Source organism: Enterococcus sp. AZ077 (genome assembly GCF_051714965.1).
GTDB lineage: Bacteria > Bacillota > Bacilli > Lactobacillales > Enterococcaceae > Enterococcus_B > Enterococcus_B hirae.
The window spans coordinates 1,600,649-1,624,295 of the sequence record NZ_JBIOSX010000001.1; the positions used below are offsets into that span (position 1 = coordinate 1,600,649).

Annotated in this window: 14 protein-coding genes and 1 pseudogene; 4 read left to right on the forward strand and 11 right to left on the reverse strand. The window is 36.8% G+C overall.

The genetic code is table 11. The annotated features are described in order from the left end of the window. Window positions 1-11: 11 nt before the first annotated feature. Complete coding sequence (locus IGL28_RS07370) at window positions 12-1,364, reverse strand: PTS sugar transporter subunit IIC (RefSeq protein WP_438843932.1); 1,353 nt, start codon at window positions 1,362-1,364, stop codon at window positions 12-14. A 10-nt stretch (window positions 1,365-1,374) separates the two neighbouring features. Continuing rightward, complete coding sequence (locus IGL28_RS07375; RefSeq protein ID WP_081204090.1) at window positions 1,375-3,582, reverse strand: glycoside hydrolase family 3 N-terminal domain-containing protein; 2,208 nt, start codon at window positions 3,580-3,582, stop codon at window positions 1,375-1,377. 158 nt (window positions 3,583-3,740) lie between these two features. On the opposite strand from IGL28_RS07375, the gene IGL28_RS07380 reads away from it, so the two are divergent. Next, a complete protein-coding gene (locus IGL28_RS07380) occupies window positions 3,741-4,916 on the forward strand; it encodes a helix-turn-helix transcriptional regulator (RefSeq protein WP_081127492.1) in 1,176 nt (391 codons plus the stop codon). Window positions 4,917-5,174: 258 nt separating this feature from the next. On the opposite strand, the pseudogene IGL28_RS07385 reads toward IGL28_RS07380, so the two are convergent. From IGL28_RS07385 to IGL28_RS07405, 5 genes and pseudogenes are all read right to left on the reverse strand, one after another. Continuing rightward, window positions 5,175-6,401 (reverse strand): annotated as a pseudogene (locus tag IGL28_RS07385) (alpha/beta hydrolase); the annotation flags it as partial. Between the two features lie 650 nt (window positions 6,402-7,051). Continuing rightward, window positions 7,052-9,268, reverse strand: coding sequence for a putative mucin/carbohydrate-binding domain-containing protein (locus IGL28_RS07390; protein ID WP_438843933.1), 2,217 nt, complete (start codon window positions 9,266-9,268; stop codon window positions 7,052-7,054). Window positions 9,269-9,563: 295 nt separating this feature from the next. Continuing rightward, window positions 9,564-10,445, reverse strand: a complete 882-nt coding sequence (locus tag IGL28_RS07395) for a carbohydrate ABC transporter permease (RefSeq protein WP_438843934.1) — start codon at window positions 10,443-10,445, stop codon at window positions 9,564-9,566. Continuing rightward, complete coding sequence (locus IGL28_RS07400) at window positions 10,442-11,311, reverse strand: carbohydrate ABC transporter permease (RefSeq protein ID WP_010719005.1); 870 nt, start codon at window positions 11,309-11,311, stop codon at window positions 10,442-10,444. Before IGL28_RS07400 ends, IGL28_RS07395 begins: the two co-directional genes overlap by 4 nt. 233 nt (window positions 11,312-11,544) lie before the next feature. Then, a complete protein-coding gene (locus IGL28_RS07405) occupies window positions 11,545-12,834 on the reverse strand; it encodes an ABC transporter substrate-binding protein (RefSeq protein ID WP_010737704.1) in 1,290 nt (429 codons plus the stop codon). A gap of 218 nt (window positions 12,835-13,052) precedes the next feature. Here IGL28_RS07405 and IGL28_RS07410 point away from each other — a divergent pair, with 218 nt between their 5' ends. After that, on the forward strand, window positions 13,053-14,546 hold the full coding sequence (locus IGL28_RS07410; RefSeq protein WP_010737705.1) for a response regulator transcription factor: 1,494 nt from the start codon (window positions 13,053-13,055) through the stop codon (window positions 14,544-14,546). Further along, entirely contained in the window at window positions 14,521-16,233 is a 1,713-nt protein-coding gene (locus tag IGL28_RS07415) for a cache domain-containing sensor histidine kinase (RefSeq protein ID WP_438843935.1), read from the forward strand. The genes IGL28_RS07410 and IGL28_RS07415 overlap by 26 nt, the downstream gene beginning before the upstream one ends. A gap of 299 nt (window positions 16,234-16,532) precedes the next feature. On the opposite strand, the gene IGL28_RS07420 is transcribed toward IGL28_RS07415, so the two are convergent. From IGL28_RS07420 to IGL28_RS07430, 3 genes are read right to left on the reverse strand one after another with little or no spacing between them, the layout of a single operon-like run. Then, window positions 16,533-17,486: a beta-galactosidase small subunit gene (locus IGL28_RS07420; protein ID WP_438843936.1), complete on the reverse strand. Its 954-nt coding sequence runs from the start codon at window positions 17,484-17,486 to the stop codon at window positions 16,533-16,535. Beyond that, entirely contained in the window at window positions 17,467-19,344 is a 1,878-nt protein-coding gene (locus tag IGL28_RS07425) for a glycoside hydrolase family 2 protein (protein WP_081127483.1), read from the reverse strand. The genes IGL28_RS07420 and IGL28_RS07425 overlap by 20 nt, the downstream gene beginning before the upstream one ends. 4 nt (window positions 19,345-19,348) lie before the next feature. Continuing rightward, window positions 19,349-21,586 (reverse strand): alpha-galactosidase, encoded by a 2,238-nt coding sequence (locus IGL28_RS07430; RefSeq protein WP_081127481.1) that lies wholly within the window; start codon window positions 21,584-21,586, stop codon window positions 19,349-19,351. 115 nt (window positions 21,587-21,701) lie between these two features. Here IGL28_RS07430 and IGL28_RS07435 point away from each other — a divergent pair, with 115 nt between their 5' ends. Then, entirely contained in the window at window positions 21,702-22,733 is a 1,032-nt protein-coding gene (locus tag IGL28_RS07435; protein ID WP_053766792.1) for a LacI family DNA-binding transcriptional regulator, read from the forward strand. Window positions 22,734-22,785: 52 nt separating this feature from the next. Here the strand turns inward: IGL28_RS07435 and IGL28_RS07440 are convergent, their stop codons facing one another. After that, window positions 22,786-23,577, reverse strand: coding sequence for a MerR family transcriptional regulator (locus IGL28_RS07440; protein ID WP_010718996.1), 792 nt, complete (start codon window positions 23,575-23,577; stop codon window positions 22,786-22,788). Between the last annotated feature and the right edge of the window lie 70 nt (window positions 23,578-23,647).

Genomic DNA, 23,647 nt, shown 5'->3' on the forward strand with positions numbered 1-23,647 from the left:
GCTCTCCTCCATTATGCTTGAACTTCTTCTGCAATCACACCAGCCATCTTTTCTTTTGCTTCCTTAGCTTCGGCTTCTTCTTTTAATTCTAATTCATACTCTTTTTTGTCAGCAATCTTAATAAATGGATACCACATCAAGATCCCGATACCCATGCAAATAACCATCAAGATTGTATAATTTATCCCACCAGAAAGTGGCATCTTAACAAAAGTTGGTGTCGTCCAAGGCAATAAACTTATCATTGGGTTCAATGAAATCGGTAAAATGGTTGTGGTTAATCCCCACGTCACAAAGCCTGCGATCAACTGTGTAAAGACTTGTGGAATGAAAAACAATGGGTTTAAAATAATCGGCATACCAAACATCAAGGGTTCCGTAATGTTGAAAATGGCAGGAATCACGGATAATTTCCCAAGTTGTTTCATTTTGGCAGATTTACTACGAATCATAAAGAACGTCACAAATCCCATGAAGCCTGCAGCGTACATTCCCATGTAGATCACAGAAGGAATCAAGTAAGGCAAAGCTTCATTTTTTTGGAAAGCTGCGATATTTGAGACAACCATCGTCATACTGATTGCTCCTAATGGTCCTTGTAAAACTGCGTTGTGAATCCCAAAGAACCAAAGGACAGCTAATACTTCCATGATAATAATAATTGATAATGGACTAGCAACCAACGCGTTAAGCGGTGCATTGATCACATCGATAAAGAATTGGAAAATCGAGCCAGATTTTGTCAAACCAAATAAGATACGCAGAATAAATACAAAGACAAAGATGATTGTTACAACAAAGACCGGTGCCAATGATTGCGTAACCATCGGAGGTACGCTATCTGGTAATTTAAGCACAATATTTTTTTTCGATAGATAAGCATAAAGTTGAGTAACCACTAACGCAACGATCATTCCAATAAACAAGCCTTGTCCGCCTAAGAAATCTAAGCGTAATGCTGCAATCGTAGAGTCTACAGCCTCTCCATTTTGCATAGCCATTGTTGCGACAGTTTGAGGCATCAACATCACAAAACTAGCTAAAGAAATAATTGCTGCGTTTCGCTCATTCGTCCCCAGTTGTTTTGCATAAGAAAAAGCCAGACTATAAACGACATACAATGAAAATACCCCAGTTGCACCATTTGTAATAGCTTCTACATGTGGGTAAATACCTAATGAAGTCAAATAATCGATCCAACCAGGAATTGGGAAGTTCCCTACAATCGTAATCAGCGCAATCCCCAAAGTGATTGGACTCGTACGAATAAACCCTTCCATCAAAGCAGCTAACACTTTATTTTGTTGTAATTTTTGCGATAATGGTAATAACTTACTTCCTAAAAACGCTTCTAATTTTTCCATCGTAATCCCCCTATTGTTTATATTCCCATGTGGTAACACTTTCTAACCCGTCGACATTTAAATAAAAATGGTAGACACCTTCTTCTATCCAACTATTTCCATTATTATCAAAGATAGCTAAGTCAGAAATTGGAATATTGATTCTTGCTTGCTTTTCTTGATTTGCTTCTAAATAGATTCGCTGACTGCTGACCAATCGTTTTTCCGGTTGGACAATCGAAGCATATTCTTGATGAAGATAAACATGTGTCACAGTTTCTGCTGAAACATCCGATCGATTTTTCACTAAATAATTGATCTCAATAAATTGGTCTTTTTGCTCACTTCTCAGTAATTGACTTTCGAATGAGGCGTAACTCATTCCCGTTCCAAATTTGAATAGCGGATCATTGGATTCATCGATATATTTTGAGACAAAACGCTCAGAATGATTGCTTGTTGATATTGGTCTACCTGTGGAGGTCTGAGCATAATAAATCGGTAGTTGTCCTTCACTTCTAGGAAACGTCATCGATAGACGAGCAGAAGGACTGACTTTACCAGCAAGTAAATTAGCGATTCCGATCCCCCCCATCGTTCCAGGAAACCAGACAAGTAATAAACTATCGAAATATTTTTCTATATCCGTTATGACTAGCGGTCGACCGGTATATAGTACGCCTATAATTGGTTTATTTAATTCATGTAATTTTTTGATCAAACGTTGTTGTTTTTGTGAAATCTGTAAGTGAGCTTTAGAAGCTCCTTCACCACTCTCGAGAAATTGTTCGCCAAATGTTAATACAATCACATCAGCCTTTTGAGAAATCTGGTAAGCTTCTTCCACTAATGATTCCTCTTCTGCAATTGGTCCATTCAATAATTCCATTCCTTTTTTCAGAGGTCCAAACCCATCATAAGAATCGAATAAATTGTATCCTTTAGCAAACATTAAGTGATCTGTCGCAAAATGGCGACTCAACCCTTCCTTCAAAGTAACCGTATCTTGTGGCTTTCCGCTAACTGAAGCCCAAAAACCTAAAGTGAGAGGACTTTCGCCGTATGGACCGATCACAGCAATTTTTTGATTTGGTACTAATGGAAGTGTGTCATTATTTTTTAAAAGAACACAACTTTTTTCAACCAACTCGACTGCTGCTTCTTTAGCTTTTTCGGTTAAGATTTCTCCAGTATTCACTTCTTCCAAGCCACGATAAGGATTTTCAAATAAGCCCAATTTATTTTTGAGCATTAAAATACGCCACACCGCTTCATCGAGAAGTTGCATAAATCGTGGCTCTTGTACTAATTCAGACAGGTGATTGGCATAAATCGAAGTCATCATGTCTAAATCAACACCTGCAATGAGTGCCTTTTTGGCTGCATCTATTTCGTCTTTGGCATACCCGTGAGGAATCAGTTCTTTGATTGCTGCATAGTCTGAAACTAATACGCCATCAAACCCAAAGCGAGAACGTAAAATCTCTCGATTCAACCATTCATTTCCAGTTGCAGGAACTCCATTCAACAAATTAAAAGCAGTCATTACTAATTCACATTTTGCTTCAATTGCTGCTTGATAAGGCTGTAGATATTCATTGAAAAGCCGTTGATGGGACATATCTACAGCTTGATATTCTCGTCCTGCTTCCGGTGCTCCATAAGCTGCAAAGTGCTTCAGACATGCAGCTACATGTTTTTCTGGAATTTTTGTCTCACTATCTCCCTGATAACCATTGACGATACTTTTTGCAAACTCTTTCGCCGTATAAACATCTTCGCCTGGAGATTCCATAACCCTCCCCCAACGTGGATCACGCGCTAAATCTAACATTGGTGAAAACAAGACATGTAAGCCATTTAAATAACTTTCTTCTGCTGTTAACTTAGCTGCTTGTTGAATTAACTCAAAATCGTAAGAACCAGCTTGAGCTAGAGGTATGGGGAAAATTGTCCGAAACCCATAGATGACATCTGACATAAACAACATGGGTATCTTGTGTTTACTTTTTGCTAAAACTTTTGTTTGTAGTTCTTTTAATTTTTGATGATCGTTGATATTATAAATAGAGCCAATCTCAAATACGTCTAACTCTTGAGGTAATCCTAATTCTTCCATTGGCCCAGTATTCATCACATCATTTTCTGATAGAATACTTCCATTCAGTTGGATCGTTTGTGCGATTTTTTCCTGAACAGATAATCGATCAAACAAAGCTTGTAACTGATCTGCTTCCATCGGCGCCTCCTTTGTAACCGCTTTATAGAACAGATTATAAAGAATAAAAAACGAATTTTATATAAAAAAATTAGCATTTATACCAAAATATTCGCGCTATACAAAATTTATTCGTGTAAAATAAAAAGAAAGAATTCGACACAAGGAGTATTTACATTATGACTACCGATACGATTAAAATAACTATGGATTTATTGTACCGAAAATATCTGATTCCGATGCTATTATTTGATGAAAACGGATATCTCATCCATCCAAAAAATTTAGAAGACTTACCAATCACGATCAGTACCTATTTTCCATTTAAAAAAACAGAGCAGATCCAGCTTTACCATACAACATCCTATTTATACGGCTATTTTTGTTTTAAATCTGATCAAAAGGAATATCAGATGATCATTGGCCCTTGCGGTATTATCGGTTCAAAAGAAACCTCTTGTTTTTTTATGGGACATGAGTACCATTATAATATTCATTATTCCAAAGAAGACAAGTATTCATTTGAAGAATATATCCAACTATTACACACGATTCTGACTCAGCGGCCAACCAAAAAGGAAGAATTTATTTGGTACTTTCAACAAGAAAAAAATAAAAAAAATCTATCCACTGATTACAGCCTGGAAAATAATCTTTATGATCGACGGATCCACAAAGAAACCTTCGATTCGTATCATTTTGAATTACGGTATCTAGATTACATCAAACGAAACGAACCTGAAAAAGTCATTTGGGTCTTCAATAAAATGAAAGAAACCTATAAAGTCTCTTTATCCCCCTTTGAATTGGAAGGGTTGAAACTTAAATTTGCCTCGTTCGTAGCCATCGTCACCAGAATGAGTATTGAAGAAGGCGTACCGATCAATCAAGCCTTTGGTCTGTCCGACTCTTTGATTCAGGGACTGATTTATATCCACTCAGTCAAAGAATGTCTGCAATATATGAAAGAAGCAACCTTCCGTTTTATGGAACTGCTTCATAATTTTCCTTTAGCTCAAAAATCCATGTTAGTAAAAACGATTGTCAACCACATTGATAATCATTTATACGAACGCATCACCGTCGACGAGTTAGCTGCCATCACTGAAAAACATAAGGCACATATTTGCAGCCACTTCAAAAAAGAAATGGGGATTACCATTCACGGATACATTCAAGAAAAAAAGATAACCGAAGCAAAACATTTGTTATTGTTTACAGATCATTCTTACGATGAAATCAGTCACTTGCTTGCTTATTCTAGTCAAAGTCATTTTATTCAAGTGTTCAAAAAGGTCGCCGGCTGTACCCCAAAAGAATACAAAAGTATCCACTATGCCCATTCATTGGTCTGAAAATGCCTTAACTACTAAGTCGTTCTCCATTTATCTTGATCGAGATCAGATAGGTTCAATACTTTCATGTATGTATTTGTAACTGCTTGTGGTTTGAGTAAATGTAGTAAAAACAAGCCGAAGAACACTAAAATCAAGGAAATGATTTTAGATTCTTCGGCTTATTTCATCAACCTAATTATGCGTGGCGCTACTCTCTCGATCGTGTCAAACTTCGTCCCATTCCTCAGAAAGATCAATCATTTTTTCTTAATGTCTTTGACTTCCAAAAAGATAATTTAGAAAATTAGTGACATATGTTTGATACGCTACGGGATCAACTGATTGGGCTTCCCCATGTCCTGCTCCTGCTACAATCAACTTGACTTTGTAGCCCCCGGAAAGATCATAGAGCTCATCCGCATTTTCATGAGGAACTACTTGATCAGCATCTCCGTGAATGATCAATTTGGGGATCGTTGTGGCCATACCAATTTCAGGTAGATTTTCATTCACATTCATTTTTAATTCTTGGTCAAAGTAATACTCTTTCAACAATCCCATATATAGATCTTCATGTTCTTCGTCTGCTACAATGTCAAATTCTTCCCCAAATATTGAACCTAATAAAGGCGCTACGGTATTTTTGTAGGTGTATCTAAGTTGTTCATCAATTGATTTAAATCCGCAATTCTCGATGATTCCTTTTACGTTTGCTGGGATATCCTTAGCTAATGTTGACATCATAGTTGCAGCACCCATTGAGCCACCATAAAGTAAAATCTTTTGAGTCGGCTTAGTTCCTACTTCTCGATTGATCCAATAGAGCACATCATCTGACTCATATTGTCCATAAGTGACATAATCGCCCCCACTGTTTCCAGTGGCACGAGGGTCTACAAATAATAAATTATAGCCCGCATTGTAAAAGATATTATACTCATCCGTTACTGTCCCTAAATTCCAATTTCCTCGAAAACCACCATGAATCATCACCGTTACATCTGATTTTTGATCCACATAATAAGATTTCAACGTCATTAATTTTCCATCTTGCTTATTTACGGTCGTTCCTTCTAATTGAGTGGTATTAGGATAAAAACCTGTAGGCTCAGCAGGTGCCGTTCCATCATTCGCTGCACCAAGCAAGTTCATAAAACAACTGTCTTTTGCAAAAGCAATGTCATACATCGCACTGATTGTAATCAAACGTTTGATTACTTCTGGACTAACATCAAAGCGTTCTTTTACATTCACTTCTGAAATTTGGTCTGATATCAACGAAGAGAATTCACTTAGAAGTTTAAAAATATTTCCATTATATTCTTTGAAAACTTCAGTTATTTTATCTCGGATATAATTTAAATAAAGTTTTCCCTTGAAATTCTTGCCTTTACCGATTGCTTGAATGATCGCTTGCTCATCGTCAGATAATCCAAGTGTTGTTGTTTTTACTTGCCCCTCGTTTCCTTTGTTGAGGGATTGAGAAACAGATGTAAGGCTTGTTCTTGCCAATAGTCCCTCTTGTTCCTTTCCGTAAACGACACTTGGTGTAGCACATCCTAACAATAAAATAGAAGCCAAAGTAATCATGCAACATTTATTTTTCATTCTACTCACTCCTTTATTTGATATTTCTATTCTAATGAAAGCGTAACCATTTTTATATCAAAAAAGAAGTGTTTGTTATATAAAAGAAGCTCTTTTAAAAAATTCTTGAGTAAATCTTAGGATCATTCAGGTCATTTATACTAGCATAGCCATTTAGCTAATATTTTATACTGGTCTTATTTGTATTACATCACTAAAACCAAACGCTTGTGATAAAACAAAAGAAGATACTGAGACAACTTTTTTGTCCCAGTATCTTCTATTATATCTAAAAATGAATAAACGGTGTTTAAAAAGCTCTTGTTCACGACGAGATAAAAGCAGCATTTTCGAAAGATAAGCCGAAATTAATCAAAAATTGGAGAAGCACCAAGTAGATAACAATCGACAAAAAAAACTAGCGTTTGTGTTTCTTGGCAATTTTCGGTATTTTTTTTGGTACTTGATAGTTAACACTTTCGTCTCAACCTCTAAGGTGCTAAGTTTTTTGCTAAAGACGATCAATTCGATAATTTTGACTGCTCATCTTGCCTGCTCATCATAAGCTATTTAAACAAAACATAATATTGGGACATATAATGTTCTGTATCTTTTGGAGATAGAGATTGTATGGCTGTCCATAATTGTTTTTTAGCCATTGATCTTTCCCACGCCATCGGTTTAATACCCTCAGCTTTTACTAATGAATTCCCTAATTTTTCAATTTTTTCCATAAGATCTTTTTCTGGATTATTGTTTAATCCAAGGTGTTTTAACCCATGTTCCGTAACTAGCCAGTGGTTAGTATTTTGTCCACGATCAATAAGATTTTCTGGACCTTTCAAACGATTTCTTGCTTCTGCATGGTAGATTTCTATGCTATCTCCTATCTCAAGCAACAAATGGTCATCGGTGAATCGTTCAGGTATGTCTCCATTAATCGATTTTTCATACCTAATTTTGCCATCCTGAGATTTGATAGTCACTTTTACATAAAGTTCATCTTTAAATAAATAATGAGGTTTTGGCATATTTAAGGTAAGTGTTGCTTCTCTTGAATTCAAATTCGTTCTTAATGAACCTGACCATTGATCATTAAAGCCATAAAAGATAAGATCTTCATCGGCTAACTTACTGATATCAGCTTTGATTAATGAAAGAGAAGCATGGTTTTGGGTTTCCTTTACATAAACATAATTTTCGCTTGGTAAATAATACTTCATTTGTTCACCAGAAAATTCTAAATGATAGACCCCATTAGGAATATTTTTAAATGTCATTTTTTGTTGTACTGGTTGACTCGCTATAATAGTTGCTCCATCTTTTAATTCAACTGTGAGTCCTTCAAAGTTACTCAAATCGCTAGGAAGAATTTCAATGGTCAAATCACCAGCCAACCCTAGAGAGGCGATTTCCTCGTTAGTAACCAATTCAAAATTAGAATTGATTAAATAGTTTGGGTCAATCAATTGACGTGCACGCACCAACTCATTTTCAGAGACAATATCTGCCAATGAAGCCACAGCTGGATAACCTGCCACACGATTTTTTTCTGCTTGAAATTCATCAAGATACAACCCACGTTTTTTTAAGGCAGCAGAAAAATCCTGCTTACTATTTTCACTGTAGATACGATTCATTAAATTGGGTAATGTATATTCCCAATCTTTGAAATCACTCTGATTAGCCATTTTACGGTATTCCTGATATATCTTAGTGAAGGAGTCATTTCCAGCTTTTTGTTTGAACATCGTTAATAAAATCAGTTGTTCACGCACATCGACATCATGGTAAGTGTCTCCATCACGGATCAACTTATCATATAGCTTGTTTTCGACTTCTTCTTTTTTACCTAAATTAAACAACCAACCGATGTCATCTGCTTTTTTTCCATATTTTTCATACTGATATTGGACCCCAAATAAATTATTTGACACTTCGCCAGTATACATATCTTGCCCATCAAAACCAGCTTGATAACCGTGAGCAATTTCATGTAATGTTGCCCAACTTAGTTCTTTCAACCACATATCTGTCGTAGGTTCACTATTAGCTGTCCAATCACCCCCATAATAAGCAGCACCTGCGCCAGAATCATCTGCCTTTAAAAAGTAACGATTCGCGCCGTTCTGATTTTCTGGTGCGGAACCATCAAAACCAGCGATACCGTTAAATAAAGCAAAAATACCGTGATGATACTCAATCAACGCATCAATTGATGGAAAATCTTTTAAGTTTCTCACTAGTTCTTTGTCCAATTTGGGTACGAGTAATTGGAAATCTACTCCTTGAATTAGCGCATACTCTGCATCCTCCGTATCCCACATTGAAAAAAACATGGTCTCATTCCCATGATATCCATAAACAGGTAACGCTTTCATTTCTTTGGAAGTCACCACTTCGTATTCGATCTGTGCTGATCCTTCTCCGTACGGTGTATCAATAAATAGAACCAAGGGCTCATCTGCACGTATACTTACCCAATTTGATCCAACTTCGATACTTTTTTCATTCTTTTTATCGTTTCCTAGTAGTCGCAATTTTAACTTATTCTTGAAATGAGCATTTGTCTGTCTCATTCTCAATTCGGTATTTTCGCTTAAGATAAAACCTAGATCCTGACGATCATGGTTTTTCCCTTTACTCATCCCTGAGTTGAAGATCCACGTCGGCTCCGGAATACTAAAAATCTCTTTTGACGTGACTTCTTGCGCCCCAACATTGGCTGAAAGTACAAAGATACCAAACACAAATAACAACAGACTAACCGCATATTTTTTCATTTACCTCACTCCTTAAAATTATTTTATGAACAAAAAATAATTATTCATCCATTACGAAAACGTTATCTTTTGTACAATTTAATTATAAATAACAACTAAATAAATAGCAACAATATAATATTTATTAATTTTTAAGCTTACTACCTTTAATAATTACAGTTATTTAAATAATTAATCATAAATATATTTTTAATATAAAATGTTATTTAAAAAGAAAAAAAGCTCTCCCCTAGTGGGACAGCTTTTCCTATACATTTAAAGTTTATACCAAACTAATTTTATCATCGAGTCGCGTTTACTTGACAGAACCGATCATTCCTTGGACAAATTGTTTTTGTAAAACAAAGAACACGATAGCTGTTGGTAATGTTGCAATCACAAGCCCGGCCATAATCATTCCGTAATCTGGTGTATAAGAGGCTCCCATGGCAGATAAAACTAATGGGACCGTACGCTTATCTGGTGATTGTAATGCAACTAAAGGCCAAAGATAGTTATTCCAGCTACTCATAAAAGTTATGATTGCAGCAGCTGCATACGTATTTTTAGCAGTGGGTAGGTAGACACGGAAAAATATACTTAATTCTTTTAATCCATCTAAACGTGCAGCTTCTACTAAATCTTTAGGAAACGCTTTAACGTTTTGTCGAAAGAAGAAGATCAAAAAAGCTGTACTTACTGAAGGCAAAATGACGACTAAGAAGCTATTAATCCCTAAGATCGTTCCGTTTAAGTTAGAAAACATGCGGTACAAAGGAATCATCAACGCAGCAAAAGGAACCATCATCGATAAAAGCAAAATCGTAAATAATCGTTCTTTTTTTCGACTTTTATAGATCTCAAACCCATAACCAGCCATAGATGAAATCAACAAAGCTAAGACCGTTGTTACAATAGCGATCAAAGCTGAATTCCACAATGAGCGTGCAAAGTGTAAGTCATTTGAAAAAAGATTCTGGAAGTTGACAACTAAATGGCTACCGATCTTTAATTTTCCGGCAGTAATATCGATAGGTGTATTCGTCATTCCTAAGATCATCCAAACAAAAGGAAAAATCGAAATAAATGAAATCACGCTCAAAGAGGCATATTTAAAAACAGCTAACCAATCGAATGTTTTAGTCGCTTTTTTTTCATTCTCTTTAAGAAGTACTTTGTTTTCTGCTTGATCTATCACGCTTTTTCACCTCCGACTTTCGTTTGAATGATTGATAACAGTACAATAAAGACTACGATCACAAATGAAACCGCCGCAGCATAACCAAAATTCGGTGTAAATTTATAACTTAAATTGTAAATATACTGAGATAGCGTAGTTGTTGCATTTGCTGGTCCACCACCCGTAATATTTTGTACTTCATCAAAGAGTTGCAACGTACCGATCGTTGATGTGATTGACGTAAACAAAATAATTGGTTTTAAGTTAGGAATCGTGACTTTGATCAATTGTTGCCACTTAGATGCGCCATCGATTTCTGCTGCTTCATAAATTGCCGGATCAATATTTTGCATTCCTGATAAAAAGAAAATCATGTTATAACCTGTCCAACGCCATGTAATCGAAATGATGATTAATACTTTCGCCCAAACTGGATGAGTCAGCCAGCCAATTGGCATATCGATCAAGCCGATCGTCATCAAAAAATTATTCACTAATCCCGATTGAGAAAACAAGCTTTTCATAATAAGCGAATAGCTAACCATGGATGTGATACAAGGTAAAAAAATCGCTGTCCGGAAGAATCCTTTCATTTTAAGCTTTTTATCATTTAATAAATTAGAGACAAATAAAGCTAAAAACAACATAATCGGTACTTGTACCAATAAATATAAAAAGGTGTTAAAAAAAGCCTTTTTGAAGGTCGCATCATTCAACATGCGTTGATAATTCCCCAAACCATTAAAACTCATATTAACTGGGGGACCACTTTGAAATGAAGTGATCAGCGCTAAAATCATTGGGATAAACACCATGATCGAGATCATCAGAACTGGTAAAACAAGAAACGCATTTCCGTTCTTGAAAAAATCTTTTTGTTTCATCTGCTTTGCTCACTTTCGTTACGTTCATCTTCGTTTTATCTGTCATTTAAGGATCGTCTCACAAATCCTTCCTCTTAACTAATTGTCTGAGTAATTGACAGCGTCCTCACGAAAATTCTACGGTATTGATTGAAACTATTTTTAAGAGATAGCAAATTTGTGTGACTGATGACCATTCAAAAATCACCAGCCAACACAAATTTGATACTCTAAATCAATTCATTTCACTCTGCTTAATTGGCTAACTGTGCTTCTACTTGTTTTTGCGTATCTGCCAAGACTTTATCAGTATCTTCTCCATTGATGATTCGGTGTAATGACTCTGCTACAACTGCTTCGATTGCATAGGTTTCTTGTCCATAATTAACTTGTGGAATTTCCGCTGTCCATTTAGAAAAGTCTTCAAACACCTTTTGACCACTATAGAATTCAGAAGACTCTTGATAAGCTGGTTGATCTTTTGCACTTAACATGGTAGAAACTAACCCGATTTCTTTCGCTAAGGTTCCCATCAAGTCTTCGTTAGTCGCAAAGGTCTTCTTCAAGAAGTCTTTCGCATTTTCTTCGCCTGAAACACCTTTGATCACATACCACCCAGCTCCGCCTAAATTAGAAGCTTGTGCTTTTTGCATATTGGCAGGTAATGAAGGTGTCGGTGCAATTGCCCATTTCCCTGATTGATCTTCAGCACCTTGGATCGTTGAGGAATACCAAGCACCAATTGGACTGGATGCAACAGCCCCTGATTGAATGGCCGTGACACCTGCATTCCAATCTGAAGTTTGTTCCACTAGATCTTCTTTAAGTAGTGTAGCAAATAGATTTAATCCATATTTCAATGATTGGTTATCTTTGATCGTAACCGTCTTTCCATCTTCCGAAGTGTACCATTCACCAGCTTCTTGCATAATCATACGGACACGTCCAAGATCTGAGGGATTCACTTCAGTAATTTTTTTACCCGTTTTTGCTTTAACATCTCGAGCAACTTGTAAATAGTCATCCCAACTTAAATTCTGCATATCTGCTTGACTGTAACCGGCTTCTTCTAACAAATCTGTTCGATAAAAATTAGCCGTAACACCTGAATCAAATGGGACGCCATAAATTTGATCATCGATCTTATTAACCGCAAATTTATACGAAGCAAAATTGGATTCATCTACGATATCGGTTAACTCAGAAAATGCGTCCGGATAAGAATTCAAATAACCTTGAATACGATAATCCTCAATCAACACGATATTCGGTAATCCATCCGTATTTCCACTGGCTAATGCTGTGTTTAACTTTTGTACGATATCATCTTGTGACATCGTAACGACATCCACTTCGACGTCTTTATTGTCATAGACTTTTTTTGCTTCATTGACTGCTTTGATATTAAACGTTTCATCCCATGCCCAAACACTGATTTTATTTTCATCTTTCGTTGCTGAATTTGAGGAACTCCCACATCCCGCAAACAAAACTGCTGCTGAAGCTAAAAGCGTCGCACTTGCTACTAATTTTTTGAATTTCATATCCAACCCGCCTTTTTCATTTTTATTCTTTACATGTGAATCATACCAAAAAATGTAATCGTTTTCTTAGTTTCTAAAAGAGTTCCAAAAAATATCCCAAAATAAGAAAAAATCACAAATTTAGATTTCAAATTTTTTTATTTTGAGTAATTCATCTTGCTTTTCTGTCAATAAAACCGTATTTTAAAAAGAGAAACTGTTTAAAAGGGGGAACAAGCTTGATTAATTTATTATTGATCGACGATGAAAAAACAATCTTACATGGCATAGCCAATTTGGTTGATTGGTCAAACCACGGATTCCAAATTAAAGGCGCTTTTTCAAACTCATTGGAAGCGCTTGATTTTTTCTCTATTCATTCTAATGATATTGATATTGTCATTACTGATCTTATCATGCCTGAACTGGATGGGATTGAACTTGCTCGCCTCCTAAAAAAAAGCAAGCCTGATATTCAAATATTAGTGTTATCAAGCCATGATGAGTTTCAACTAGTGAAAGACTCTTTTAAAGAAGGCGTATCCGATTATTTACTTAAACCAAAATTGAATCCAGAAAACCTGCTTTCTGCTTTGAACCATTTGGTTAAAAAAGGCCAAAAAAATCTAGACTCTAAATTCTCTCTAGATAGTGCTTTAACACAATATTTCTCTGGACAAAAAACAACGATATCTAACGATCCTTTTCGTTTCCCGTTATTTTACATCGTCTATAGCGAAATGGATGATTTAGCTCCACTAGCTTCTCTAAAAAGTAACGAAGAACGAGCTGAACCCTGGATTGATTGTCAGCCTTTTACCACTCTCGACTATGAATATGGTTGCTTACTAAATGTTTCTTCCATGGATTGTTTCGAACAAATTCAGACTTCTTTGCGTGAATATGCGCAAAAATCTGATGCATTATTGATTATTTCCCCTTGTTTAGAGCTAAGTGAGCTGTTCGATTGTTTTCAAAGATTAAAAAAATTAGGCAAAGGACAACGTTTTTATCAGAAAAGTGCTGGTGTTGTATCGGAAGAACAATTAGTCCCTTTGATTCCACACTTTGATCAGAGCACGAAAAGCTACTTAACAAAGATTGTCAACAAAGATTATGTATCCGCTATCAGAGAAATGAAATCAGCGATTGAGACTCTGATCGCTTTAAAAATTGACCCTTTATTTTTAAAACACGAAACAATCAATCGTCTCTACGCACTCATCAATGCTTTAGAAGATGGTCAAGGGACGAAAGAATTGACGACATTAAAAATTACGTTACCAACACTTATAACGAACGTCGCCACCATCGAAGATTTTTCCATTACGTTTACTAAAATCATCACTCAATTGATGCGTTGGAGCACGCCGGAAAAGAATGAAAACTCAGAAATTCTGACAGCGATCTATGATTATGTTCAAGAAAATTATCATCAAGATATTTCCTTGCAAATCATCTCCGAAAAATTTCATTTTTCCTATAGTTATTTATCTACCATGTTTACCGAGAAATATGGGATTAGCTTCACTAAATATCTAAAAAAAGTCCGGATACAACATGCGAAACGGCTTTTGCTTGAGACAACCGAGCCACTTTCACAAATCTCTTACCAAGTAGGATTTGCTGAACTTGGTTACTTCTCAAGAGTATTCAAGGAAGAAACTGGGCTAAATCCTTCTCAATATCGAAAAGGAAGTTTGAAACATGAAGAAAAAATTCAAAGAGTATGAACTAGTTACAAAACTACTGGTTGTCCTAGTCATTGCGCTTCTTACTCAAGCGATTATTCTGTCCTTCTTCATTTATGATCGATCCAAAAACGCTTATATCCATCTATTTGATAAATCGAATGAACTAACGCTTGGCAAAATACAACGTGATTTTGAACGATTGAATGATAATATCGAAAATACCTTAACGATGGTCGCTAACAACCCTGCAGTCGAAAATTATTTCTCTAACGATCCGCACTCTTCGTTAGATAACTACGCAAATGTAAAAACAATCCAACAAATGAACCGAAGCTTTACTTCGATCTCTCCTTCCATCAATTACGATCTGATGATCTATGGTGAAAGTGGACATACCTTTGTTGGAAACGAGATGCTTGCCAGTATGGATGCTGTGGCATTCATGAGATCTGATGTCGTACAAAAAGCAAAGGCACATAAAGCATCGACCCAAATGTTCTTTGTCGACTTTGGTTTGACTACTCGTGACCAAACAAAAAGCAGCATCCTATTCATTAAGAAATTGACTTCCTCGTTGAATCATATTTATGGGTATGCTGTCATTGCGATAACTGCAGATGAGCTAGCGAATTTATTCAATGAAACGATCCATTCGGAGGTCTCCAAAATCTATCTCATCAATGAAGCAAATCAAATCATTACCTCCAATGAAACTGGCATGATTGGTGCCAAAACCAACTTGTTAAATGATTTAAATACCAATGAAACAAAAACAGTTGATTATAATCGTTTAACACGTGTTCCATTATATCGACAAAACTTAGCTTTGATTAGTAAAGTAAATATTCGTTCACTAGTCAATCAAATGGGACTGATTGTTCCGATCGTCCTTTTTAATTTGATGACTTTAATGGTAGTTGGTGCTATTGTCTTTCGCTATATGAACCGTCAGACGAAGTCGATTTATGCCTTGATTCAGTCCTTAAAACATATCAAAAAAATTCCTAATAATACCCAAGTAGACGTTCAAGGGACCTACGAAACAAAGACTTTAGGCACTACAATCAATCAACTATTAACAACGATCGATGAGAACTATTTTACTTCAATTGAAAACGAAAAGAAAAAACGCCAATTAGAGATTCAAACGATGCAAGCCCAAATCCAGCCTCACTTTATCTACAATACGTTAACTAGTCTAAAATTTTTGATCTGGCAAAAAGAAAATCAAAAAGCAATTCATGGAATCGATCATTTTATTGATTTGTTGAGAAGTACCATTGGGAAAAAAGCAGAAACAATCACTGTCGAAGAAGAATTAAAAAGTGTGCAAAGCTATATCCATATTCTTTCATTGAGATATGGTGATGATATCGCCACTCGGATCATGGTCCCCGATGAACTATACCCTTTTAAAGTGCCCAATATGATGATCCAGCCAATTATTGAAAATGCTTTTTTACATGCTTTTCAAACAAAAAAAAGTGGGTTTATTACTTTATTCGGAAAAATTCATGAAACACAATTGATCTTTGAAATCGTAGATAACGGTGATGGATTTGATACAAATCAAAAGAAAAAAAACAAGGACTATTTTTCTGGAATCGGAGTCAAGAATGTGAACGAACGAATCAAATTGCTTTACGGTACAGAGTATGGATTGCAGATCCAATCGATTATGGGTGTTGGTACAACGGTAAAAATCACATTGCCATTAATCAGTTAATTCAAAAATAAACAATTCAGTTAGTTGATACTTATAAGCAATAGACGCTGCCCTTCTAAGATAGATGATCCTAGAAATGCAACGTCTATTTGTCTATGGTTTTATATTTTTCGTGTCTGCTAATAATATGAAAAGCTATTGTTCTTTACCGATACTTAGCTATCAATCCTTCCTTTCTCTAGATAGACAGCATTCAAGCATCAGCTCCTTGAAATAAGCCTAAATTTTTTTTAACATGAAAAGGTGTTTTAAAAAATTGCCTCTTATTTGCTCGGAGCTGACCGCTTCTTTCACGACCTTTACTTCACGATAAAACTAAATTCATGGTCTTCTTCCGCTGAAATATGATACGCTTCTTCAACATCTGCTCCCCAGCTGTTGATTCCTCCTACACCACGTACCTTCCCTTGAATCACTAAGACGGTTCTTCTAGCTGGTGGTAACTCTTCAAGATGCGTAGCATTTTCTAATTCTTCGGCTTTATAAGGGAGAGCTGAAAATGCAAAATCGCCGTTCACTTGTTCAAAGCGTAATGAAAATTCCTCCTTTCCATGATCCGCATTATTCATCGTAGAATCTCTAGTGATTTCTAGCCATTTCGTCTTCATATGGACACCACAATCTTGTGGCACGAGATAGGGAGTCACTGGTAAACCAGTTACTTTATAAGTACCCTCGATTCCTCCTGCCATTCGATCTGGATACGTTTCTCCTGATAGTCCTTCATATTCAAAATATTTCGCTTTGGTTGGCATAATAAAGCGAAAACCTAATAAAGGTAATTCAGGCAGCCCTTGCTGTCCATGATAAAAGACAGAAATTTTCATTTCCCCATCAGATTGTACTCCATAGTTGACTATGACTTCTGTTTTGGGCACCGTATTGATTTCTAACGTGAATTTGATCGCTGCTGATTGAGCATATTCATGATTGGAATAGCGATTATTGATCGGAGCAATTGGCTGTTCGATTGGTTTTTGATCAATGGAAACTTGAACATTTTTTACTTTCGGGTACATCCCAGCCCCTAGCCACATGGACGAACGATAGCCAAACCCATTCCCTCGATCATTATCCGTCAAAGCTCGCCAAAACGTCGGCAGCGTTTCTCGATACAACCATTCTTTCCCATGTTTATTTAAGGATTCCAACCCACCTCTTGTATAGGAAAAGATATAATGAAATCCTTCACCTTTTAAAGCAAATGTACAATCTCCATAAATAATCTTCATTTTAATCGCTGTATTTTCCATAATAATACCTTACCTCCTGTAATGCCGGTTTTTCTTGACCATCAGAAAAGACGATCCCGTTACCTGAAAATTCATAATCACTTGGACGATCATCAAAGTCCCCACCGTATCTCATTACTTTTTGTTTCGTCAATGGATCGATCACTTGAATCGCTTGATCTTTAAAGTCCCAAATATAGCCACCTTGATACATTGGGTATCGATCTAATAATTCCATGTAAGAATTCAATCCTCCCAACGAATTCCCCATGTCATGCATGTATTCACATAAAATGAAAGGCTTTTTCCCATCATTTTCAAGGTAATCACAGATATCTGTTGGCGTAGCATACATGCAACTCTTGACATCAGAAATCGAATCTTCGAATGCAGGATTAGGGAAATTTCCTTCATAGTGAACAAGGCGATCGGGATCTTTTTCTTTAAAGTAATCATTCATCAAACGAATATTCTCTTCTGCGTAAGATTCATTTCCTAAAGACCAGAATAAAATACTCGTATGGTTCTTGAATGTCTCAAAATTTGTCTGTGCTCTGTCAAGAACGATCTCCCGCCATTGAGGAACGTTCCCCGGTACATTGTAAGACGGCTCAAACGCGCCCATCTTTTGCCAAGAACCATGAGATTCCAGATTGGTCTCTGCCATCAAGTGAATCCCCGCCTGATCACAAAGATAATACCAAGGGATTTGATTTGGATAATGTGAGGTTCTAACCCCATTGATATTCGCATGTTTAATGATTTCTAGATCTTTCTTCATATCCATCAAATCGATAGCTCTTCCTTTTTCAGGATGCCATTCATGTCGATTGACACCGTTGATGATCAAACGTCGGTCATTCAAATAAATGATCCGCTCTTTGATCTCGATCTTTCTAAAACCAAATGGATAGTAACTATACTCCGTCACCCCAGTATCATCAAACGTTTCAAATTCGACGGTGTATAAATTGGGTTGAAAATGATCCCATAAAGTAATTTTATCTACTGGAATATGCAACGAGATTTGTTCTTCGATTCCCACTTCTTCTTGATGGATCTCTTCTCCTTTGCAATTGAGGAGTCGGACACGTAGCTTTCCGTTTGAAGTAAGATTTTCAATAGTCAAGTCGATATCTACCCAACCGCTTTGAAAAGAGGGATCAACTTGAGGTTTGATCCACATATCCTCTATATGATTTTTCCCTCTGGCGATCAATGAAACATCTCTAAAAATCCCAAAGAAACGGAAAAAATCTTGGTCTTCTAGAAAAGCGGCACTACTTCTTTTATGGACTTCTACCGCTAAACGATTCTCTTCTTCCAGATAAGGAGTTAAATCAAATTCAGAAGGCGTGAAAGAATCTTCTGCATAGCCGACAAAGTGCCCATTTAACCAGACATACATTGCCTGTTCGACACCTTCAAATCGAATGGTGATCGCCTTTTCTTTCATTTCTTCATTTAAAGTAAAGTTCGTCACATATGAGCCAACTGGGTTATACTCGGCTTGAGAAAACATCCCCTCGGCTTCTTCCTTACCAGCGGTTGTATAAGCCGGACGTCTAAACTCATGCCCTTCCCATGGATACATCGTATTGATGTAGTGGATCTTGTCGTATCCTGCTAGTTCGATATGCCCAGGAACATCAATCTGATCGAAGCTGCTGTTATCAAATTCCTTTTCAAAAAAATTCACTGGACGTTCTAAAGCATTACGGGAATAGCAAAATTGCCACTTCCCATTCAGTGATTGGATTCTGGTGTTTCCTGTTTCCACTTCTTCTTTAGCACCATAAATAACATGATCACTATGGGCTTTCCTTTGATTTACTCGATACACTTGCGGATCATCTAACCATTCAATCAATGCGTTCATTTTTCTATTCTCCTTCGTCTATACTCATAAAATGAATCAATTCTGTTTGAAAATCGCCATAAAAATCTGGGAAATAAAGACCTATTGTCATTAATTCCGATCCTGAATATACTTTGCCATCTATCTGGTTCTGGTATAGCTTTTCTTCGCTTAGTCCAACAAGGCGTACCTCATGAAATTCGGGCTGTGCATTTGCCAACCGACGATTTATAAATAAGAGGACTTCCTGTTGGTTTTTTGAAACAAATTCCCAGGAAGCAATATTTTGCTCAAAGGGATTTTGTAAACGATAGAAATCACCATATTGGACTGTCTGTCTGATTTTTTTATAAAATTCTACCTGTGTCGCTACTTCCTGCTTTTCCTCACTAGATAATTTTGTTAGATCGAGTTCATATCCAAACACCCCGCCCATGGCCACATCTCCACGTGTTTTTAAACTGGTGACTCGACCCGTTTGATGATTAGGAACAGCTGATACATGGGCAGTCATAGCTGAAATAGGATAAGCTAAGCTCGTCCCATATTGGATATTGATGCGTTCAACCGCATCTGTATTGTCACTAGTCCAAGACTGTGGCATATAATAAAGCAGCCCTGCATCGAACCGTCCACCACCACCCGAACATCCTTCCCAAAGGATATGAGGATAGTCGTTTGTTAAGTTTTCCATCATCTCATATAATCCTAATAGATAACGATGCAAAACTTCCCCTTGGTTTTGTTTGCCCAATGACACCGAATAGACATCAGATAGCGATCGATTCATATCCCATTTGATATAGTCGATCTCCACACTGTCTAACAAATGCCGTAACTGTGTTTCAATCGTCTGCCGGACTTCTTTTCGGGTAAAATCAAGGACGTGTTGAGATCTAGAAGCTGATGGTTGACGACCTGGTTCTTTCATCATAAATTCGGGATGATCCCGATTTAATTGAGAGTCGCTGGAAACCATTTCAGGCTCAACCCACAAGCCAAACTTTAGTCCTTTTTGGTGAACATAGTCAGCGATCCCTTTTAAGCCATTTTTCAATTTCCCTTGATATTCAAACCAGTCTCCTAGAGAAGATTGGTCCGAATCTCTTTTCCCAAACCAGCCGTCATCTAAAACAAACATCTCTATCGCTAATTCGTTTGCTTCATCAACGATCGCTTCGATCTTTTTGCTCGTAAAGTCAAAATAAGTCGCTTCCCAATTGTTGACTAGGATCGGACGTTCTTGGTATTGGAATCGCCCTCTTGCTACTCGTTCCCGTAATAAATGATGGGTCACTTGACTCATCCCATTCAACCCTTGATCAGAATAAGTTAAGAGTATTTCCGGTGTTTGGAAGCTTTCATATGGTTGTAACTCCCAAGAAAAATTATAGGGATTGATCCCACCGATCACTCTAAATTGTTGAATGGCATCTTTTTCAATCTCAAAGGAATGATTTCCCGAATAAACAAGATGGATCCCAATCGCTTCCCCTGTGAATTCAGTTGTTGCATGATTTGTCAAGGCAATGAATGAATTCATCTGATGACTGCTTGAACCACGACGGCTTTCAAATGATTTGATGCCATCTGTTATGCTTTGTCTAGACATCTGCCGTTCTTTGACATGCGCTCCTGGTAAGGCAATCACTTCATCAAACCGGCCTGAATTCGTAAAATCAAGTTGAAAAGAGGCTGCTTTTTCAATCATCACTGGATCATTGGTTTCATTTCTTACCTTCAGCGAACGTGTAATCACTGCTCTTTCTCGATAAATCGTATAGGAAAGATCCACGTAAATCTTTTCTTCACGATCTTTCAACGTCACGATCAACGTTTCTGCCTCTGTATCATTCTTGATATACGCTTGCGGTAATCCAGATAAATTTGGCTTTCCTTCTTGGATCTGAAAACTTTCATAACGTAGATCAAGCAGATTTGATCCATTTTCTCGACGAATCATCAAGGCAGGTAATCGATAATCCATCCCTCCGTGCCCTGAATACTCTTGTGGTAATGTATCTTTTGAATACGTTCGATCTTCATTTAAGGGGACGTTCCCAGAAAAGCCGCGATCTCTGCGAGGATATTTTTTATGATTATGATAATGGGTCGTTCTTTTACCAAAATAAACATGAGCCAGAACTTCACTTTCTTCAATTTGAAGAATATAGGAAATTTCTGAATTGGATAGATGAAATACTTTTTCCTGTTCGTCAAATGTGATTAAAGCTGCTCTTTGATTCTTCATCACTTGTTCCATTGTTTCACCTCTCAAATAAATAGTAACCGTTTACTTTTGTTACATTTCCTGTATACTGTTTACTAAACAAATATGTCAATAAAAATTTTTATTTTTTTGTAAGGGGTGCCATTTTATGGTTGGAATTAGAGATGTCGCAAGAAAAGCCAATGTTTCACCTGCTACGGTCTCAAGAGTTTTGAATGAAGACAAAACGATCAGTGTCTCTGCTGCTACTCGTCAACGGATTTTTACTGCAGCTGCCACATTAAATTATGATATCAACAAGCGAAAATATATTAAAAAACGCCGTCCTTCCATCGGTGTCATTTCAGCAATCAGTAAAGCCAGCGAAGAAAAAGATATTTATTATCGAGAATTACGAGCAGGTCTAGAAGAAGAAGCCAGCCGACTCCATATCGGCATGAATCGAATTTATAATATGTCGGATAACCCGACCGAGTGGAAAGATTTGGATCAATTAGGTGCTATAATCGTAGTCGGTACGATCGATAAAGGTGCAATCGCCGATTTATTGAAACAGAACCGACAATTAGTTGTAGTAGATAATCCAGATATCCAACAAGAAGTGGATATGGTCTATGGGGATCTCGAACGAATGACTAAATCTGTTTTAGAACTTTTTTTAGACAATGGGCACACCAACATCGCTTATATTGGTGGTTATCAAATCGATATTAACGAAGCTGGTCGGAAATCAACAACTGAGAATGAAAAAAGGCTCAGAGCCTACCGCCATTTCATGCAAGATCATCATTTGACCAAACAGATCAATTATTATTTAGGAGAATGGACAGAGGAATCCGGAGAGCAGTTAGCGACCAAACTTCTCGAAAAACAAAAACATGATTTACCGACGGCCATTTTGATCGGTAGCGATCCTTTAGCATTAGGTGTTTATCGAGCATTACAAAAAGACAATCGAAAAATTGGAGAAGAGATCGTTCTAGTTAGCTTCGATAACATCGAGGCGATTGCTGATTTATCTCCTAGTTTAACAAGTGTAGCGATCAATGCAAAAGCCATTGGTCAGTCTGCTGTTCGATTAGCGGTGGAGCGAATCGATGGTTTGAGAGATGAACCGATCATTGTCACTTATCCTACACGACTAATCATTAGAGAAAGTTTTAACCCTGATAAATCCTAACCAAATAGACGAAGAAGAGCGAGATAACTATCCTTTCCCGCTCCTTCTTCGTCTACTTTTGCTTATCCTCATTTGTTAAGTCAGCTTCTACTTTTTGGCTTTCGATCCATCCTAAATAATATTCATGATAGACTCCTTCTTCCGTTTGCTTCGTTAGCAGATACTGTCCAATCACATTTCCTGTTTGATACCCTCGTTGAGCTAATGTTAATCTTACTTCTTCGATATTGTTCTTTTCGGTATGATTGACTTCCACTTGTAATAAAAATCGATGATAAGTTTTACCAGGCTGATTGTACCAAACAATTTTAGACAGTGGAATTGTGGCTGATGTTTGGTCTGTACAGAAGCCATAAATCATTTCATCGCTCAGCGAAAAATCAAAATACCCACCGAAGCTGGCATAGTTTTCAAGATAGGCTTTCGAATCTAAAATGTCGTCGGAATCCACTATGACGATTGCCGCAAAAGGAATTGTTTCTTTGGTAATGCCTCGATTGTCAATCATAAGTTTTAATTGTTCTTTTCGAGCCAAGATTTCTTCATGTTTTTTTTGCAGACTTATTTTTTCTTGCTTAATCCGCTGCTCTGTTTCTGCAATCGTTGCATAATGTTCTTCGATCGTTTTTCCATATAAATTTTTCATCTGTTTGATTGGAACATCTAATTTTCGATAGAAATTGATGTCATAGATCTGAAAAATATCATCAATATTAAACATCCGATACCCGTTTTCTTCATGGCGTAGAGAATGGATTAACCCTTGCTCATCCCAAAAACGAATCGTTGACTTTGGTACATTTAGTAGTTCCGAGACTTCTCCGATTGTGTAAAGTTTTGGCATTTCCGCTCACCTCTTGTTAATTTTACCGCTTCTTCTATTGACCTTCAAGTAACTTTAAGGTGTAAAATTC